Origin of the sequence: Arthrobacter gyeryongensis (assembly GCF_039543785.1) — a bacterium.
Classification (GTDB): domain Bacteria; phylum Actinomycetota; class Actinomycetes; order Actinomycetales; family Micrococcaceae; genus Arthrobacter; species Arthrobacter gyeryongensis.
Window position 1 is genome coordinate 128,594 of the sequence record NZ_BAABKK010000003.1, and the last position, 15,227, is coordinate 143,820.

15 protein-coding genes are annotated in these 15,227 nt (G+C 65.1%); 4 read left to right on the forward strand and 11 right to left on the reverse strand.

Annotated features, from left to right (window positions below; translation table 11 throughout):
- Nucleotides 1-14 precede the first annotated feature (14 nt).
- The 8 genes from ABEA18_RS02305 to ABEA18_RS02340 form a co-directional block, all read right to left on the reverse strand.
- A complete protein-coding gene (locus ABEA18_RS02305; protein WP_345447678.1) occupies nt 15-545 on the reverse strand; it encodes a gluconokinase in 531 nt (176 codons plus the stop codon).
- Entirely contained in the window at nt 545-1,645 is a 1,101-nt protein-coding gene (locus ABEA18_RS02310) for an L-idonate 5-dehydrogenase (protein ID WP_345447681.1), read from the reverse strand. Before ABEA18_RS02310 ends, ABEA18_RS02305 begins: the two co-directional genes overlap by 1 nt.
- Nucleotides 1,645-2,415, reverse strand: a complete 771-nt coding sequence (locus ABEA18_RS02315; protein WP_345447683.1) for an SDR family oxidoreductase — start codon at nt 2,413-2,415, stop codon at nt 1,645-1,647. The genes ABEA18_RS02310 and ABEA18_RS02315 overlap by 1 nt, the downstream gene beginning before the upstream one ends.
- Nucleotides 2,412-3,401 carry an NAD(P)-dependent oxidoreductase gene (locus ABEA18_RS02320; protein WP_425550464.1) on the reverse strand — a complete coding sequence of 330 codons (990 nt, stop codon included), beginning with the start codon at nt 3,399-3,401 and terminating at the stop codon, nt 2,412-2,414. The genes ABEA18_RS02315 and ABEA18_RS02320 overlap by 4 nt, the downstream gene beginning before the upstream one ends.
- A gap of 85 nt (nt 3,402-3,486) precedes the next feature.
- The gene (locus tag ABEA18_RS02325) at nt 3,487-4,629 is read right to left on the reverse strand and encodes a substrate-binding domain-containing protein (protein WP_345447685.1); all 1,143 of its coding nucleotides are present in this window, start codon (nt 4,627-4,629) and stop codon (nt 3,487-3,489) included.
- Nucleotides 4,630-4,700: 71 nt separating this feature from the next.
- The gene (locus ABEA18_RS02330) at nt 4,701-5,819 is read right to left on the reverse strand and encodes an ABC transporter permease (RefSeq protein ID WP_345447687.1); all 1,119 of its coding nucleotides are present in this window, start codon (nt 5,817-5,819) and stop codon (nt 4,701-4,703) included.
- 7 nt (nt 5,820-5,826) lie between these two features.
- Nucleotides 5,827-7,335 carry a sugar ABC transporter ATP-binding protein gene (locus tag ABEA18_RS02335; protein ID WP_345447689.1) on the reverse strand — a complete coding sequence of 503 codons (1,509 nt, stop codon included), beginning with the start codon at nt 7,333-7,335 and terminating at the stop codon, nt 5,827-5,829.
- A 186-nt stretch (nt 7,336-7,521) separates the two neighbouring features.
- Nucleotides 7,522-8,310: an IclR family transcriptional regulator gene (locus ABEA18_RS02340; protein ID WP_345447691.1), complete on the reverse strand. Its 789-nt coding sequence runs from the start codon at nt 8,308-8,310 to the stop codon at nt 7,522-7,524.
- A 134-nt stretch (nt 8,311-8,444) separates the two neighbouring features.
- Here ABEA18_RS02340 and ABEA18_RS02345 point away from each other — a divergent pair, with 134 nt between their 5' ends.
- Genes ABEA18_RS02345 through ABEA18_RS02355 form a run of 3 tightly spaced genes read left to right on the forward strand, consistent with a single transcriptional unit; the run spans nt 8,445 to nt 10,718 of the window.
- Nucleotides 8,445-9,458 carry a cyclase family protein gene (locus ABEA18_RS02345; RefSeq protein WP_345447693.1) on the forward strand — a complete coding sequence of 338 codons (1,014 nt, stop codon included), beginning with the start codon at nt 8,445-8,447 and terminating at the stop codon, nt 9,456-9,458.
- Nucleotides 9,458-10,480, forward strand: coding sequence for an NAD(P)-dependent oxidoreductase (locus ABEA18_RS02350; RefSeq protein ID WP_345447695.1), 1,023 nt, complete (start codon nt 9,458-9,460; stop codon nt 10,478-10,480). Before ABEA18_RS02345 ends, ABEA18_RS02350 begins: the two co-directional genes overlap by 1 nt.
- A gap of 28 nt (nt 10,481-10,508) precedes the next feature.
- Nucleotides 10,509-10,718 carry a hypothetical protein gene (locus tag ABEA18_RS02355; protein WP_345447697.1) on the forward strand — a complete coding sequence of 70 codons (210 nt, stop codon included), beginning with the start codon at nt 10,509-10,511 and terminating at the stop codon, nt 10,716-10,718.
- A 482-nt stretch (nt 10,719-11,200) separates the two neighbouring features.
- Here ABEA18_RS02355 and ABEA18_RS02360 read toward each other — a convergent pair whose 3' ends face one another.
- Nucleotides 11,201-12,568, reverse strand: coding sequence for an MFS transporter (locus tag ABEA18_RS02360; protein ID WP_345447699.1), 1,368 nt, complete (start codon nt 12,566-12,568; stop codon nt 11,201-11,203).
- 123 nt (nt 12,569-12,691) lie between these two features.
- Nucleotides 12,692-13,627 (reverse strand): dihydrodipicolinate synthase family protein, encoded by a 936-nt coding sequence (locus ABEA18_RS02365; protein WP_345447701.1) that lies wholly within the window; start codon nt 13,625-13,627, stop codon nt 12,692-12,694.
- 162 nt (nt 13,628-13,789) lie between these two features.
- Here ABEA18_RS02365 and ABEA18_RS02370 point away from each other — a divergent pair, with 162 nt between their 5' ends.
- On the forward strand, nt 13,790-14,812 hold the full coding sequence (locus ABEA18_RS02370; RefSeq protein WP_345447703.1) for a LacI family DNA-binding transcriptional regulator: 1,023 nt from the start codon (nt 13,790-13,792) through the stop codon (nt 14,810-14,812).
- An 8-nt stretch (nt 14,813-14,820) separates the two neighbouring features.
- Here ABEA18_RS02370 and ABEA18_RS02375 read toward each other — a convergent pair whose 3' ends face one another.
- Complete coding sequence (locus ABEA18_RS02375) at nt 14,821-15,033, reverse strand: hypothetical protein (RefSeq protein ID WP_345447704.1); 213 nt, start codon at nt 15,031-15,033, stop codon at nt 14,821-14,823.
- Nucleotides 15,034-15,227 lie beyond the last annotated feature (194 nt).

Consider the following 15,227-nt stretch of genomic DNA (forward strand, 5'->3'; position numbering starts at 1 on the left):
TTGATCAGGGTCCTTCAGTCAGCGCGTGGTGCGGCGAGTGAAAGGTGGAGCGTGCCCAGGATCAGGTCCGCCGACTCTTCCACCGTAAGCTCCGCGGGAACCCGTATGTAGGCTTCGTCGGCCTCCGGCTGCTCCAGCGTGGCGATCTGCGAGGCCAACAGACTCGCGGGCATGTATTCGTGCTCGCGGTCTTCCAGCCTCCGGGCGATGACTTCCGCCGCACCGTCGATGTAGATCAGGAGCAGATCGGGCACCAAGGTCCGGAGCAGGTCACGATACGTGCGTTTGAGGGCCGAGCAGGCCACGACGCCGGGCTGGTTCTCGCTGACGCCTTTGGCGATGGTGGCGGCGACCACGTTCAGCCACGGGACCCTGTCAGCGTCGGTGAGCGGGATACCCGCCGCCATCAGGGCTTTGTTCGACGCCGGGTGGAGGTCGTCCGCGTCGATGAAAGGTATGCCGAGCCTCTTTCCCAAGGATTGTCCCAGGACCGTCTTGCCGCTTCCGGACACGCCCATGATGACCATCGGCCGGATGCCCGCCATCAGAGGACCGCTTCCGTCGCAGGTCTTGAACCAGCCGGCTCAAAACTGAGCAGTACTTTCCCGGATTCGGCCGGGTTCTTGGCCACTTCGAAGGCTTCCAGGCCGCGGTCCAGCGTGAATTCGTGGGTCACGACCGGATCGACGTAGAGCGAACCGTCCGAGAGTGCGGCAATGACGTCGTCGATCTCGTTGTTGAAGCGGAAGGAACCGAGCAGTTCGAGTTCGCGGGTGATGGCCAGCGAAATGAAGACCGGCTGGGGTCCGGAGGGCAGGAGCCCGACCATGACTACCTTCCCGCCGCGGACTGCGCCTTTGATGGCCGATGCGAGTCCGAAGTGGCTGTCCGAGGATTCGATGACGACGTCGGCTTCCACGGCGGCGATTGCCTCTGCGTCATCGCCCTTGAGGACCTCGTCGGCGCCCACGGCGCGCGCGATCTCAAGAGGTTTGTCGTGCATGTCGACGGCTACGATTCGGGTTGCCCCCGCGCGTTTGAGGACGGCAACTGCCAGTGCGCCGATCGGGCCGCTTCCGATCACCAAGGCTGTCTTTCCGGCCACGTCCCCTGCGCGGGCGACGGCGTGCCAGGCGACGCTGGCCGGCTCCACCAGCGCCGCGGTGCGCAAGTCCAGCGTGGCCGGGAGGGCCCGGAGCATGCGGGACGGCAGTGTGGCGTGGCGGCTGAAGGCGCCGTCCGTGTGCGGGTACCGCGCCGCGCTCCCGAGGTAGGTGCAGCCCGGGGAGAGGTTGGGCCGGTCTTCCGGATACTTAGCGGCACCCGGGGCCGGCGTCGCGGGGTGGACGGCGACGGGCGTTCCGGCTGCCGGGCCGCTGCCGTCCGCGGCCTGCTGGACAACGGTCCCGACGATTTCGTGACCGAGCACCATCGGGGCCTTGAGGATCGATTCCCCCGCCGCGCCATGGAGCCAGTAGTGCAGGTCCGAGCCACAGATGCCACCGTAGGCGATCTCGACAACGGCCTGGCCCGGGGCGGGAACAACGAGGGCTATGTCCTCGATGCGAAGGTCGCCGGCCGCGTGCGCGACGACAGCGGGCGAAGTCCGGGGAAGCTGAAAGCCAGCGTGCTGGAGATCGCTCATTAGACGACCACCGTCATTCCGCCGTCGACGAAGATCGTCTGGCCGTTGACGAAGTTCGAAGCCTCGGAGGCAAGCCATACCGCAGGGCCGGCGAGATCCGCCACGGTGCCCCATCGGTGGGCGGGCGTCCGGCCAAGGATCCAGGAGTTGAAGTCGGGATCGTCCACGAGGTTCTGGGTCATTTCGGTGTGGATGTAACCGGGGGCGATGCCGTTGATCTGAAGGCCGGAGGCCGCCCATTCTGCGGTCATGGCGCGCGTCAGGTTGCGCAGGCCGCCCTTGGCCGCGACGTACGGGGCGATCGTGGGGCGGGCCAGGTCAGTCTGCACGGAGCAGATGTTGATGATCTTGCCGCGGCCCCGCGGGATCATGTGACGGGCGGCTTCGCGCCCTACGAGGAAGGCGCTCGTGAGGTCGGTGGTGATGACCCGCTCCCAGTCCTTCACATCCAGGTCCAGCATCGGGACGCGGTGCTGGATTCCCGCGTTGTTGACGAGGATATCCAGGGGGCCGACGTTCTCCTCGACCCAGGAAACGCCGCGGGCCGCTTCGGCATCGCTGGTGACGTCGAACGCACAGCTGTGGATGCGCCCGGGACCGAAGTCCGCCGCCATGGCGGCTTCCGCGTCCTTGAGGCGTTCCGTATTGATGCCGTTGAGGACAACGGTGGCACCGGCGTCAGCCAGTCCGCGGGCCAGCGCGTTGCCGATGCCGCGGCTGGATCCTGTCACGAGCGCAACGCGCCCGGTGAGATCAAACAGGGATTTCATGGCGTTGCCTCCTGAACGGTGGCGGTCCCGCCCGCGGCGGCGGCGCGGCTGTCACCAAGGATTGCGATGGCCTGGCGGACAACTGCGAGGTCCTGGTCGCCGAGGCCCTGATCAATCAGTTCGCGATAGAGTTCGACGCCGGCAGTTGCCATCGGAACAGCGGCACCGGCCGCTTCAGCACTTTCGAGCACGAACTTGAGGTCCTTGTGCATGAACTTCGCCGGACCCGTGGGCGCGTAATCCTTGGCCGCCAGCCGGGGTCCGACGAAATCCAGGACCCGGCTTCCGGCGAGCCCGCCGGAGAGCACCTCGAACAGGGTTTCGACGTCCATGCCCGAGCGCTCGGCGAGTTCAGCGGCCTCGGCAAGTGCCGCCGTCGTCGTCCCGACGATCAACTGGTTGCACGCTTTGGCCAGGGATCCGGCCCCCAGTTCACCGAGGCGCCGTACCGTGGTTCCCATGGTCTCGAATGCCGGCAGGAGCCGCCGGAAGTCCTCGTCGGGGCCGCCGGCCATGATCGCCAGCGTGCCGTCCTGCGCGCCTTTGGTGCCCCCGCTGACCGGTGCATCGATCACGGAAGCGTTCCCTTCGCTGGCTTCGGCGACGGCCTGCCCGAAGGCCCGGACGGCGACCGGGGACACGCTGCTCATCACCACAACGAGCGTCCCCGGCCGGGGCGGCGTCAACCGCCATTCGTCGAGCAGGCCGGTGGAGGCGTCCTCGATGAAGGACAGGTCAGGGAGCATGAAGATGATGACCGGCTCGTCCCGGAGGGCCGCGACGTTCTTGGTGCTGGATCCGCCGAGCCGGACGAAGTCCTCGACGGCGGCCGCGGAGCGGTTCCATGCGGTGACCGTCCATCCGGCGTTGAGCAGATTGGCTGCCATGGGTGCACCCATCAGCCCCAGCCCGACGAAGCCGGCACTGCGGGGAATGCCCGTGGTCTTCGCCGGGCCGGAGCCGCGGGGGTTGTTCTCGTTGTTCAATTTCCAACCTTGGTTCCCGGGCCGGGGCCCGTATGTGCTCTGGGTGGTGGGGCCTGTATGTGCCGGGTGGGCTTTGAGGCCGGGATTATTTGCCCCAGATCTTGCGGTACGCGTCCTGGTAGCCTGTCGGATCCCAGGCATCGGTGGCTGTTGTGTTTTCCTTTGTGGAGACGTGGATCTGCGGGACGTAGCCGCTGGCGGGCTGGTTGTTGAAGGCCCTGTTGAGTTCGTCCACGATCTGCCATCCCTCTGACTTCAGGGGTGAGGGAACGGTGGCGGTCTGGTATTCGCCGGCCTTGATCCGCTGCAGCGCGGAGGAGTCGCCGTCACCGGCGCCCACGTTGAAGGGGGCCCCGCTGGCGTTCACGCCGCCGGCACGCAAGGCCGCGGCCGCGTTTTCGTAGTAGACGTCGTTGATGGCCACCGAATAGGTCCAGGAATTATTGAATTTGCTCAGCAGCGAGGACACTTCCTGCGGCATCCGGGCGCTGACGTCCGAGAGCGGGACGTTGTCGTAGTCCAGGACCTTGACCCCGGAGCAGGTTTCGAGTTCCTTCTTGATCATCTGGGATTTGCCCTCGGCGAAGGGGATGGAGGAATCGGTGAAGATGACGACGCCGGCGTTGCCGTTCGATTTGGCGATCACATAGTCGGCGCTGATCTTCGCGACGTCCTCGACTTTGGTGGTGATGTTGGTGAACAGTTGCGGGTCGGTGCTGGGGCCGGGGGTGGAGAGTGCCTGCCACGCGGCCAGCGGGATCTTGGCGGCGTTGGCCTCGGCGACCTGGGCTGCGGTGGTCTTGGGGTCGAACCCGCCGATCACGATGCCGTCGGGTTTGGTGGTCAGTGCCTGGCTGAAAGCGCTCTGGATCCCGGCCGGGGTGCCCAGCCCGTCGATGACCTTGACGTTCCAGCCGATCGCCGCGGCTGCTTCCTGAAGGCCCTTGGCCACGCCGGCGACGCCGGGGTTGGTCATGGACTGGGCCACGTAGACCAGGGTCTTTCCGGTGGCGGCCTTCGGGCCGGTGGTGGGTCCGTCCCAGGGGGCGTCGGTCTTGGACGCGGTTGCCAGGGCTTTCTGGGCGGCGGCGACGACGTCGGCGCAGCCGCTGGCTCCCGTGGCGGCTGCACTGGCCGCGGATTCGGAGGAGCCGCTGGTGCAGGCGGTGAGTCCCAGGGCCATGATGGCGCCGGCTGCGAGCAGGAGTCGGGGGGCGGAGTGGTTCATGGTGGAAGCCTTTCAGTCATGGGGAATCGTCAGGGGTGGTGCGTGGAGCGGGTGGAGCTGTTGGCCCGGTGTCAGCGGGCAGTGGTGGCGGGGGTGGCCGGTGGCGCTGCGGGAGTCTCGGGTCCGGCGGGAGATGAGGGTCCGGCGTCGTCCGCGGCGGGTTCGCCTGCGGTGGGGATGGTGGGCGGCGGGGCAGCGACTGCGCCGGCGCGGAGCTTGCGGCGGGCGGAGTAGCCTGCCAGGCCGACGGCGATCAGCAGGGTGACGCCGTTGAAGAGCGGGGTGACCCAGAACTGGGCGCCCAGCTGGGAGATGCCGGCAAGGCCGATCGCCAGGGTGATGACCGCCACGAGCGTGCCGATGACGTTGGCGCGTCCGGGTTTGATGGCGGTGGCTCCCAGGAGTGCTCCGACGAAGGCGGGGAGGAGGTAGTCCATTCCGACGCTGGGGTTTCCGATCTGTTGCTGGGAAGCCAGCAGTACCCCGGCAACACCGGTGACCACGGCGGAGAAGGAAAAGGCGTAGATGGAATACCGCTTGGTGGGGATGCCCATCAACGCGGCGGCCCGGGGGTTTGAGCCAAGCACGTAGAAGTACCGGCCGAGCGGGAGGCGTTCGAACAGGACCCAGAGGATCACGGCGACGATCAGCAGGTACACGGCAACGATCGGGACGCCGGCGATCTTGGAGTCGTAGAGGTCTTTGAAGGATGCGGGCAGTCCGGCGTCGCCTGGAACGACGCGGGCGCCGTTGGTGATGGCGCCGGTGATGGAGTAGAGCACGGTGCCTGTGCCCAGGGTGGCCACGAAGGAATCGATCTGGCCGAATTCGACCAGGAGGCCGTTGATGATGCCTACCACTGCCATGGCGCCGATGGCCGCCAGGGCGGCGATGCCCCAGGGTACGTGGCCGTCGACGATGAGTTTGAGGACGATCACGTGGGAGAGCCCGAGTCCGTAGCCGATGGACAGGTCGAATTTGCCGGTGGCGATGGGGATCATGGCCCCCAGCGCCAGCAGCGCCGGGATGGCCTGGTTGCTGAGGATGGCGTTGAAGTTGCGGCCGGAGAGGAAGGTCTGCGGCAGGATCAGGGCAAATACCGCGAACAGCACCACGAGGATCACTACGAGTCCGTAAGGTCCGAGGAGGTGGGCGACGCCGCCCTGGCGGCTGGTTTTCATCTGGTTCATGTGAGGATTACTCCGAAGTGAGAGCAGCACCGGAGGCCGCCGCAGTGAGGTTTGCAATGGTGAGGCCAGCCCCGGACAGCTCCGCGGTGACCGTTCCTTGGACAAAAACGAGTGCCCGGTGGCAGACGTTGGCGACTTCTTCGAAGTCGGTTGAAATCATCAGCACGGCCAATCCGGCCGCGAGGGACTCTTCCAGGAGGGTGTAGATGTCCGCTTTGGCTCCGACGTCGACGCCCGCGGTGGGTTCCTCCAGGATGATGAGTTTCCGGCGGGTGCTCAGCCAGCGGCCGACCATGATTTTTTGCTGGTTTCCTCCGGAGAGGGTGGCGATGGCCACTTCCGTCAAAGCGGGCCGGACCCCGTACTGGTCCACGAGTTTGCGGGCGAGTTTGCGTTCGGCTTTGGGGCTGGTCCACGCGAAAGGGTTTCTGGAGCGGATGCCGGGATTCGGCAGGAAGTTTTCCCGCACTGTCAGCTCGGGGGCGCACCCCTCGTCCATCCGGTTGCTCGTGACGAATCCTACGCCCGAGTCCACCGCGTCAGTCGGCGTGCGGGGCCGGTAATCCTCCGAGTCGAGCTTGACGGTGCCGGAGATGATCCTGCGGGCTCCGGCCAGGGCCCGTCCCAGTTCCATATGTCCGGCTCCGGTGAGCCCCACCATGCCAACCACTTCACCGGCATGTACGGAGAAGGAGACGGGCCGGGTCTGCGCGGTGGCCAGTTCGAGTACTTCCAGGCGCCGGGTGTCCTGCTGCACTCCGCCGGTCGAGGTGTAGCTGAGCGGTTTGTGGCCAACGATGTCCACCACGAGTTCGCGCGGTGTCTTCTCGGCGATGGGTCCGCTGTGGATGAGCCGGCCGTCCCGCAGCACCGTGACGGTGTCCGAGATGGCGAAGACCTCATCGAGCCTGTGGCTGACGTAGAGCAGCCCGTGGCCTTGGCTGCGAAGTTTCTCAAGCACATCGAACAGCCTGCGGGAATCCGCTGCGGGCAGGCTTGCCGTGGGTTCATCGAGGACAATGACCGAAGCGTTCGAGGCCAGGGCCCGGGCAATGGCGACCAGGGACTTGTCCGCCCTGCTCAGCTCCGAGACATACCGGTCCGGCTCGAGGTGGGATGCGACAGTCTGCAATGCCTCGGCGGCGTTGTCGCGGACCTGCCGCCAGGAGATGAATCCGCCGGTGCGGCCGAAACCCGTGCTCAGGGCGATGTTTTCCGCGATCGTCATGGTGTCCACCAGACCAAGGTCCTGGTGGATGAAGGCCATGTTCGCTGTCGCCTCCGGTGTACCCAATGCATGCCCGGCGATCGTGATCTGGCCGCTGGTGGGCGAATACAGCCCGGAGAGGATCTTGATCAGTGTGGACTTGCCCGCACCGTTCTGGCCCAGCAGCGCGTGGATGCTACCGGCATCCAGGGTGAGGTTGACGTCCTGCAGAGCCGCGTTGACTCCGAACCGCTTGGATAGGTGTTCAATCTGGATCAGCGGTTCCGCGGGAGGTGGGTTGAGTCCCATGTTCGCTCCTTGCAGCCCCAGTGCTGCGTAAATTTCTGGGTGGTCACCAATGACCTGCTTGACCAATATCTTGTACTAAAACCAGCCTGTTGGTCAATAGCTGATTGAATGAAACTCTTCATTACTCAAAAAGGGTGCGGTCTGCAGGGGCAGACCGCACCCAGCACTGGCCCGGGAACGCGGGTCTCAGAGGGAGTGCGCGCTGAGCGGGTTGGCCAGGGCGCGTGCGATTTGCTGGAGCTCCTCCACGATGTCCGCGTGGTCCAGCTCGTCGGCGCGGGCTTTGAGCAGCGTCGCGCTGATGGCAAATTGCGCCGGCTCGCCCGGGATGTCCACCACGGGAACGGCGAAACACACAACGCCGATTGTGGTCTCTTCGTCGTCCATGAAGTAGCCGCGGTGGCGGGATTTCTCGAGGTCGGACATGAGCTCGGAGATGCTCGTTAGGGAGCGCGAGGTGAACGGCACGAAGGTCTTGCCCCGGTAGCGGTCCTCCACCACGGCGTCCGGAAGGGTGGAGAGCACCGCCTTTCCGGTGGCCGTGACATGGGCCGGGAAGCGGTCGCCGATATTCGCGGTAAGCCTGATCGGGTTGGTTCCCTCATAGCGCGCCAGGTAAAGGACGTCGGTTCCATCCAGGAGCGCCAGGCGGGCCGCTTCGCGGGAAATCAGGCGGGAACGCCGGCATAGGGCGTAGAACTCGGAAAGGTGGTCGGCGGAGCGAAGGTAGTCTCCGGCGAGCGAGAGGATCCTTCGCCCCAGCGTGAACCGGCCGTCGGAGCGCCGGAGCATCCCTTCGCCCTCCAGGGCAGCGCAGATATTGGCTGTGGAGGATTTGGCGAGGTCCATCGACTTCGCAATTTCGGGCACATTCATGCCCGCTTGGCCGGCAGCTGCGATGAGGTCCAGTATGGCCATTGCCCTGGTGACGGCCGGAACTGAGCTTTGGGCTGCCGAGTTTGTCTCTAGCGTCATGGTGGTTCCTCTAATCCAAGATATTGACTTTAAGCCAGTATATTGGCTTATCATTGTCGCGTCACCCCCCTCCCGCCTCCCGTTCAGGACCGGTGGCACAGATGAGGCCGTCCGTCCCCCGTCACGGAGTAGCCATGACGGAATTCCGGGCGGTCCCCAATTTTCTCAAGGAGTACACCGTGTGCGCGGAAGATATCAGGGCTAGCTCACTTTATCGGGCCCCGACAAACAATGGGCCTGCCGTCCCGCAGGACCGCTTCGAGGAGATCTTCGAACAGGTCAAGACCTGGGGAACCTATACCGACCCCTCGGCCGGGGCATGGCAGTCGGTCACCCCGGCCTCGGTAGTGGAAGCAGCATCGCTTGTCCGCAGTGGGCGCGTGGTGACCACGGCCCTGCCCTGGAATACCGTCAGCGGACCGTCCAACGCCAACCCGGCCCTGCATTACATGACGGACCTTGGAGTGCGCGAGGCTCCCGAGCCGTCCTGCAATAAAGACTTCATCGGCGTCGACTATCACGGGAAGGCCGTCAGCCATCTCGATGCCCTCAGCCACATCGCCTACAAGGGCCTCCTGTATGAGGGCCGGATCTCAAGGGATGTCGTGACTGCCACCGGTGCCGACTTCGGTTCGGTCAGCGCGCTTGGTTCCCTGGTGACCTCTGCGGTGCTTCTGGATTTCACCGTCCTTTTCGACGTGCCGTGGCTTGAGCCCGGAACCGCCATCCACGCCGAGGACATCCTTGCCGCCGAAGCACGTCTCGGCGTACACATCGCGCAGGGCGATGCGGTCCTGATCCGTACCGGTCACTTCCGCCGCGCCCGCGAACTCGGGATCTGGGACTCCTCGGACCTGAGTGCCGGGCTGCACGTTGACTGCATGCCGTTGCTGGCCGAGCGCGGAATCAGCCTCCTAGGTGGCGACGGGGATTCCGACGTCCGCCCCTCACCCACCCCCGGCATCCACTCGCCCATCCATGTCCTCGCGATCACCGCGATGGGCTTGCCCCTTCTCGACAACCTCGACCTCGAAGACCTCGGCACCGCGTGCGCCGAGGAGCACCGCTACCGGTTCATGTTCGTCGTCGCTCCCCTTAACATCCCCCGTGGCACCGGTTCGCCCATCAACCCCTTGGCGGTCTTCTAATGACATTCACAGTAGGCATCTCCCCCGACTTCCTTGACCCCGACGGCAACAACGTGTGGGGCGACATCGGCCTCTCCGGACTCGACGAAGCCGGTCTGGCCTGGGAATACATGCACGACAGGTCCGCGGCCCTGACTCCGGCACAAATGGAGCAATACGACGCCATCCTTTACGCCGCCCCAGCCGTCACGGAGGCGTCCTTCGCCGGTGTCACCAATCCACCGCTGATCCTGGCCAGATTCGGCGTCGGTTTCGACACAGTCGACCTCCACGCCTGCACCAGCGCCGGAACAGTAGCCACCATCACTCCCGATGGTGCCCGCGGCCCGGTAGCGACGGCCACCTTGACCATGCTGCTTTCCGTACTGCACAACACGGTTGTGAAGGACCGTCTGGTCCGAGAACAGCGCTGGGACCTCCGCGAGGGGTATATGGGCACTGGCCTGACGGGAAAAACCATTGGTCTGCTCGGCGTCGGAAACACCGGCGGGGAACTGGTCCGCCTCCTGAAGCCCTTCGGCGTCCGGTACGTGGGCCACGACCCCTTCTGCCCGCCCGAACGCGCCCGTGAACTGGGCGTAGAACTGATGGAACTGGACGAAGTTGCCGCCCGCTGTGACGCCCTCATTGTGATGGCAGTGCTGACCGAGCAAACCCACCACATAGTCAACGCCGCAATTCTGGACCGTATGAAGCCAACTGCCGTGGTCATCAACATGGCCCGCGGCCCCATCATCAACGAACAAGACCTCATTACGGCCCTTAAGAGCGGAAGCATCGCCGGAGCCGGCCTGGACGTGTTCGAAAAGGAACCCGTCACCAACGAGCTCATCGGCCTGGACAACGTCACGCTCTCCCCCCATTGCCTCTCCTGGACTGACGAAATGTCCCTCGGCAACGGCAGCAGCTGCGTGCGCGCCATCGTCGATGTCGCCAGCGGGCGCGCACCGAAATTCGTCATCAACCGCGAAGTCCTCGACACCGCCGCCTTCAAAGATCGCCTTTCCCTGAGGCTCGGCTAGCACAGCACACCAAAACAGAAAGCAAGCCATGACACAGATCGCACACGAAAAAATGGAAGTGGTCGTCCACCACGCCCGGGACGTGGACCACGCACTCAATTCGAGCGTCCGGGAGCTGCAGACAAGGGCACTTGCGCAAGGTACCGCGGGAATCCTCATCACCAAGCACGGCCCCGGACGATTCACCCTCGAACTGAGCCCCGAGGTCCCCTTCGGCTACACCCACGAGAAGGCCTAACCCGATTACAGACCGGCTTGCCGAAAAGGTCATCCTGAACCGGACCTGCAGGCATCGAAATTCCAACGAACCTGCAAGTCCACGACGCTCTGATCCGCTTTGTCAAAGCTGATGGTGGCCGGTTCCGTCACGGACTCACTTCTTGACAGGAGAGATCAGAGAGGCGCAGGAGGACGAACGACAATAGGCCCCACAGTTGGGGGTGAGGGCCAGCCTTTGGTGCCGCTGCTCGCGCGAAGACAGTACGGAGACGCGCCGATGTTCCCCAGATCCGAGACCAGCTGAGAATCAACCGGGCACCGGCGGGGCCCGGACTCACCCCGACCGCACCCTCGCGCGCTAAGCTCTTCTCCTCGTGGGCCACCAGAGGGCCCCGAGGAGTACTCCTTCGGCACTTAAGTCCATCACATGTCACTGTCCCGCTGTTCACAGTGGAGGCGAACAACGGGACAGCGGTAGCAATCGTTCCAGTATCGATGCTGCTATTCAAGTTCGGCGATGGTGCGTCCGGTGCGGTCGGGGGTGAGGACGGAGAAGATGACGCCTGCCACTGGGCCGATGATGCCGAGTGCGAGGGCGAACGGGACGGTGCCGGCGAGGGTGAGTGCGAAGAGGGGGAAGACTCCGGCGCCAAGGCCCCGTCCCACGTAGTAGCTGGCGCTGGAGCCGGTGGAGCGGATGCGGGTGGGGAAGAATTCGGACATCCAGACGCCGAGGACGCCGAATCCTCCGGCTCCTCCGGCGCACATCATGAGTGCCCAGAACGCGGGGGCTGTCCAGAACGCGCCGGTGATGTGTGCGTGTCCCGAGGTGAGCAGGGACAGGAACCAGACGAAGCCTGCGGTTCCGAAGACACATGCTGCGGTGAATGCGTACTTGCGGCGGATGCGGTCGGAGATGAAGCCGGTGGTCGAGTAGGTGATGATCGTGGAGACGTAGCCGAGCAGGACAATCAGGCTCACGGTGTCCAGGGGCAGTTGCTGGGTCTTGAGCAGGTAGGTGGACAGGTAGGCGCCTACCGAGTTGGTGGTCAGGAACATCGCGGTCGACAGGATCATGAACAGGACGGTCCCGTAGGCGAAGCGCGGGCGGAAGATGTCGATCACGGGAACTTTGGAGCGGCGCAGTTCCGGCGGGAGGGTGCCGTTCCTGCGGTGTTCCTGGTAGGCGAGCCATTGCTTGGATTCGGGCAGCAGCTTCAGTGATGCTGCCCCGATGACGAGGCTGATCAGGCCGATCGCGATGTAACCCGCCCGCCAGCCCAGGTCGTGGCCGAGGGTGGACAGGAACAGGTAGATGAGGCCTGCGGTGAGGATTTCGCCGACGAAGTACATGGACTGGATGATGCCGCCCATGGTGCCGCGTTTTGTGGTCTGCCAGCATTCGGTGAACATCGAGAACGAAAGCCCGAAGAGGCCGCCCATGCCGATGCCGGCGAGCACCCGGGTCAGAAGGAACATTTCGTAGTTGGTGGCCAAGCCGCCGAGGGTGGCCGCGACGCCGAAGGCGAGCACTGAGATGGCAAAGGTGCGGCGCCGGCCGAGGGTATCCCCGAGGGTGCCGAACACGAACCCGCCCAGGATCGAAGCGAAGCCCTGCACCGTGGCGACCGTGATCAGGGCGATGGTGGAGACGTGCAGGCTGTCGGAGATGTACGCGAGCGGAAAACCGATCAGGTTCAGCTCGGCGCCGTCGAACAGGGTTCCCAGCAGGGCGAAGGCCAGGATGAACCGGATCTCCCTGCGGGTGTAGAACGTGGACGTGCCGCCCGAAGGTGCGGCACCTGCTGCGGAGGCCGCCTGCGCCGGGTGGTCCTTGGGGGCGGGGGCGGTCTTGTTCAGCTCGCGCATTTTGCGAGTCCTCCTTCTCCAGCTGCGGTGCTGGGGGTCGTCGTTGACCAAGATTGGAGAGGGTAAAGCTTGGGGGGGAAGGATGGCGGGCGCTTGGCCCGCCATCCTTGGGATCGGCGAGGATCAGGCGGGAACGGTGACGCTGCCCAGGTTGGCGGACTTCAAGGCCCGTGCGATTTCATCGCCGGCGCCCTCAGCCAGGGGAAGCAGCGGCGGCCGGACGGTGGCGTGCTCCAGGATGCCGCGGGCGACGAGGCCTTCCTTGAGGGCGACGGTCCCTTCCATGTGGGACCCGCGGTGGTACACGTTCTTGGTCACCGGCAGGAGGCGGTCGTGAATGGCCCGCGCCGCGGCGTAGTCCTTGGCCTTGCCCGCCGCGATCAGCTCCACAAGCGGTTCAGGGGCGAGCCCGCCGTAGCCGACCAGTGCGCCATCGACGTCGAACATCGTGTGCAGCAGGTACTCGTCATGGCAGGTCAGGATCTGCAGCTCCGGGTAGGCAGCGCGCAGAACGGGGATTTCAGTGTCCCAGCGCTTCATGTTCCGCACGCCGTTCTTCGTGGCGAACACCCCTTCCTGCCCGGCGATCTCCAGCTGGGTTTCCAGGTCGTAGGTGGCCTTCGTGGCGTCCGGGTACTGGAAGAGGATCAGCGGCAGGCCCGAGGTTTCGTAGATTTCCTTGTACCGGGTCTGAGGGGCGCCCTTCTGGTATCCGAAGCGCAGCCAGCCGTGGGAAGGGTAGACCAGACCGGCAGATGCGCCGGCCTCGACCGCGCGCTTGGCTTCCAGGGCGGCAACCATGTTGCCCTCCCCCGTGATGCCGGCGATGATCGGGATCTCGCCGTTGACGGCGTTCTTGAACTCCCGGATGACAAGGGCCTGCTCATCCTGGGTCAGGAAGGTCCCTTCGCCTGCGTGGCCCAGGACCACCAGGCCCTTGACGCCCTCGACGCCGGCGAGCCAGCCACCCAGGCGGTGGATCGCGTCGACGTCGACGCTGCCGTCCCGGTTGAACGGCGTTACAGGTGCGGGAACGAGCCCGCGAAGATCGATGGTCATGAGAGCTTCCTCTGTTTTCTTGATCGTAGTCCCGCTAGAATATGAGAACGTTTGCGGGAACGTTTTCATTGTGCGGTGTGGTCCGGCTCACTGTCAAGGCCCTGCCAATCGCAAGGAGGAAATAGAGTGTCTTCTAGGACAATCCCGAACAGGAGTTTTCACATGGAACCGGCTGCACCAGGCGCAAGCGTCACGTTGCGGGATGTTGCCGCGGCCAGCGGCGTGAGTCTTTCCACCGCCAGCCGCGCCCTTGACGAGCGGGGTCCGGTATCGCGCTCGGCCGCGGCCCAGCACGTCCGGAAGATTGCCGAGGAACTCGGCTACCGCCGGAACTCCTTCGCATCAAGCCTGCGCCGGGGGGAAACCCGGACGCTGGGGGTGCTCGTGCCGCGCCTGAGCGACACGGTGATGGCGCTGATGTTCGAGGAGCTGGAACGCGCGGCGTCGGACCGCGGCTACTTTGCCATGGTCGCCACCAGCGGCGATGACCCCGAGGACGAACGCCGCGCCGCCGAAACCCTGCTGGACCGCAACGTCGACGGGCTGATCCTGGCAACGGCCCGGCTCGACGACGATTTGCCCCGCCTGCTGCGCAAACGCGGCGTAGCGCACGCCCTGGTGCTGCGCACCGACGGCGTGAGCCCCTCCGCGGTCGGCGACGACGAAGTAGGCGGATACCTCGCCGTCCGGCATCTGATCGACCTCGGGCACCGCGACATCGCGGTGGTGACCGGCCCCTCCTTCACTTCCAGCGGCGTCGGCCGCCTCGCAGGCGCACGCCGGGCCCTGGACGAGGCCGGCATCAACCCGCCGCAGGAATGGCTGATCGCCGCCGGTTACGGAATAGAAAACGGATTCACGGCCGGAGAATCGCTGCTCGGTCAGGAAGCCGTAAAACGCCCGACCGCCGTGTTCGCGGCCAACGACAACATAGCGCTGGGCATCATCGCCGCCGCACACCACTTCGGGATCACCGTCGGGCGGGACCTGGCACTCGTCGGATACAACGACACACCACTTTCAGCCAGGCTCTCCACCCCCCTGTCCTCAGTCCGGGTGCCCCTCGCCCAGATCGCCACCACCGCCATCGACCTCATCATCAACCCAGGCAAGGAACCACACATCCGCAAATCCATGCCCACCCTGATCCCCAGGGAATCCAGCGGACGCCTCAGGCACGCGTGAGTAAACCGTCAATAAAACCGGGGTAGTCGCGCCCCCGGTTCAGTCTGGGTCATGATTCCGACCCGGATGAAGCACTGAACCCCCGCTGCGCCAATGCAAGAGAGCGTGGTGAGCTTCCTGTGGAGCAAGATGAAGAGGGCGGCGAAAATAACCAGCACGACGGTGAGGACGGCAACGACGATGATCAGCCGGGTATCGCGGATCTGGACCGTGGTGGTCACGGCCGCGACGGTAACAAATAGGCCGATGCCTCTGACGCAAGAAGCCACGGCCCGGATCGTCTGCATGCCCAGTTTCGTCCATGACGGACGCTGACTTCTGCGATCCACGCGTGCGCGTCTCGCAAAAGCGCCGATGAAGGCGCGCCAACTGCATCCGTCCTTCGCCGGCACCAGGAAACCGGCCAATTTGTCTT

Bases quoted from the DNA above. Each gene is read 5' to 3' on its own strand.
- ABEA18_RS02305 (WP_345447678.1), bottom strand. From the start codon at position 545: ATGGCGGGCATCCGGCCGATGGTCATCATGGGCGTGTCCGGAAGCGGC.
- ABEA18_RS02310 (WP_345447681.1), bottom strand. From the start codon at position 1,645: ATGAGCGATCTCCAGCACGCTGGCTTTCAGCTTCCCCGGACTTCGCCC.
- ABEA18_RS02315 (WP_345447683.1), bottom strand. From the start codon at position 2,415: ATGAAATCCCTGTTTGATCTCACCGGGCGCGTTGCGCTCGTGACAGGA.
- ABEA18_RS02325 (WP_345447685.1), bottom strand. From the start codon at position 4,629: ATGAACCACTCCGCCCCCCGACTCCTGCTCGCAGCCGGCGCCATCATG.
- ABEA18_RS02330 (WP_345447687.1), bottom strand. From the start codon at position 5,819: ATGAACCAGATGAAAACCAGCCGCCAGGGCGGCGTCGCCCACCTCCTC.
- ABEA18_RS02335 (WP_345447689.1), bottom strand. From the start codon at position 7,335: ATGGGACTCAACCCACCTCCCGCGGAACCGCTGATCCAGATTGAACAC.
- ABEA18_RS02340 (WP_345447691.1), bottom strand. From the start codon at position 8,310: ATGACGCTAGAGACAAACTCGGCAGCCCAAAGCTCAGTTCCGGCCGTC.
- ABEA18_RS02345 (WP_345447693.1), top strand. From the start codon at position 8,445: ATGACGGAATTCCGGGCGGTCCCCAATTTTCTCAAGGAGTACACCGTG.
- ABEA18_RS02350 (WP_345447695.1), top strand. From the start codon at position 9,458: ATGACATTCACAGTAGGCATCTCCCCCGACTTCCTTGACCCCGACGGC.
- ABEA18_RS02355 (WP_345447697.1), top strand. From the start codon at position 10,509: ATGACACAGATCGCACACGAAAAAATGGAAGTGGTCGTCCACCACGCC.
- ABEA18_RS02360 (WP_345447699.1), bottom strand. From the start codon at position 12,568: ATGCGCGAGCTGAACAAGACCGCCCCCGCCCCCAAGGACCACCCGGCG.
- ABEA18_RS02365 (WP_345447701.1), bottom strand. From the start codon at position 13,627: ATGACCATCGATCTTCGCGGGCTCGTTCCCGCACCTGTAACGCCGTTC.
- ABEA18_RS02370 (WP_345447703.1), top strand. From the start codon at position 13,790: ATGGAACCGGCTGCACCAGGCGCAAGCGTCACGTTGCGGGATGTTGCC.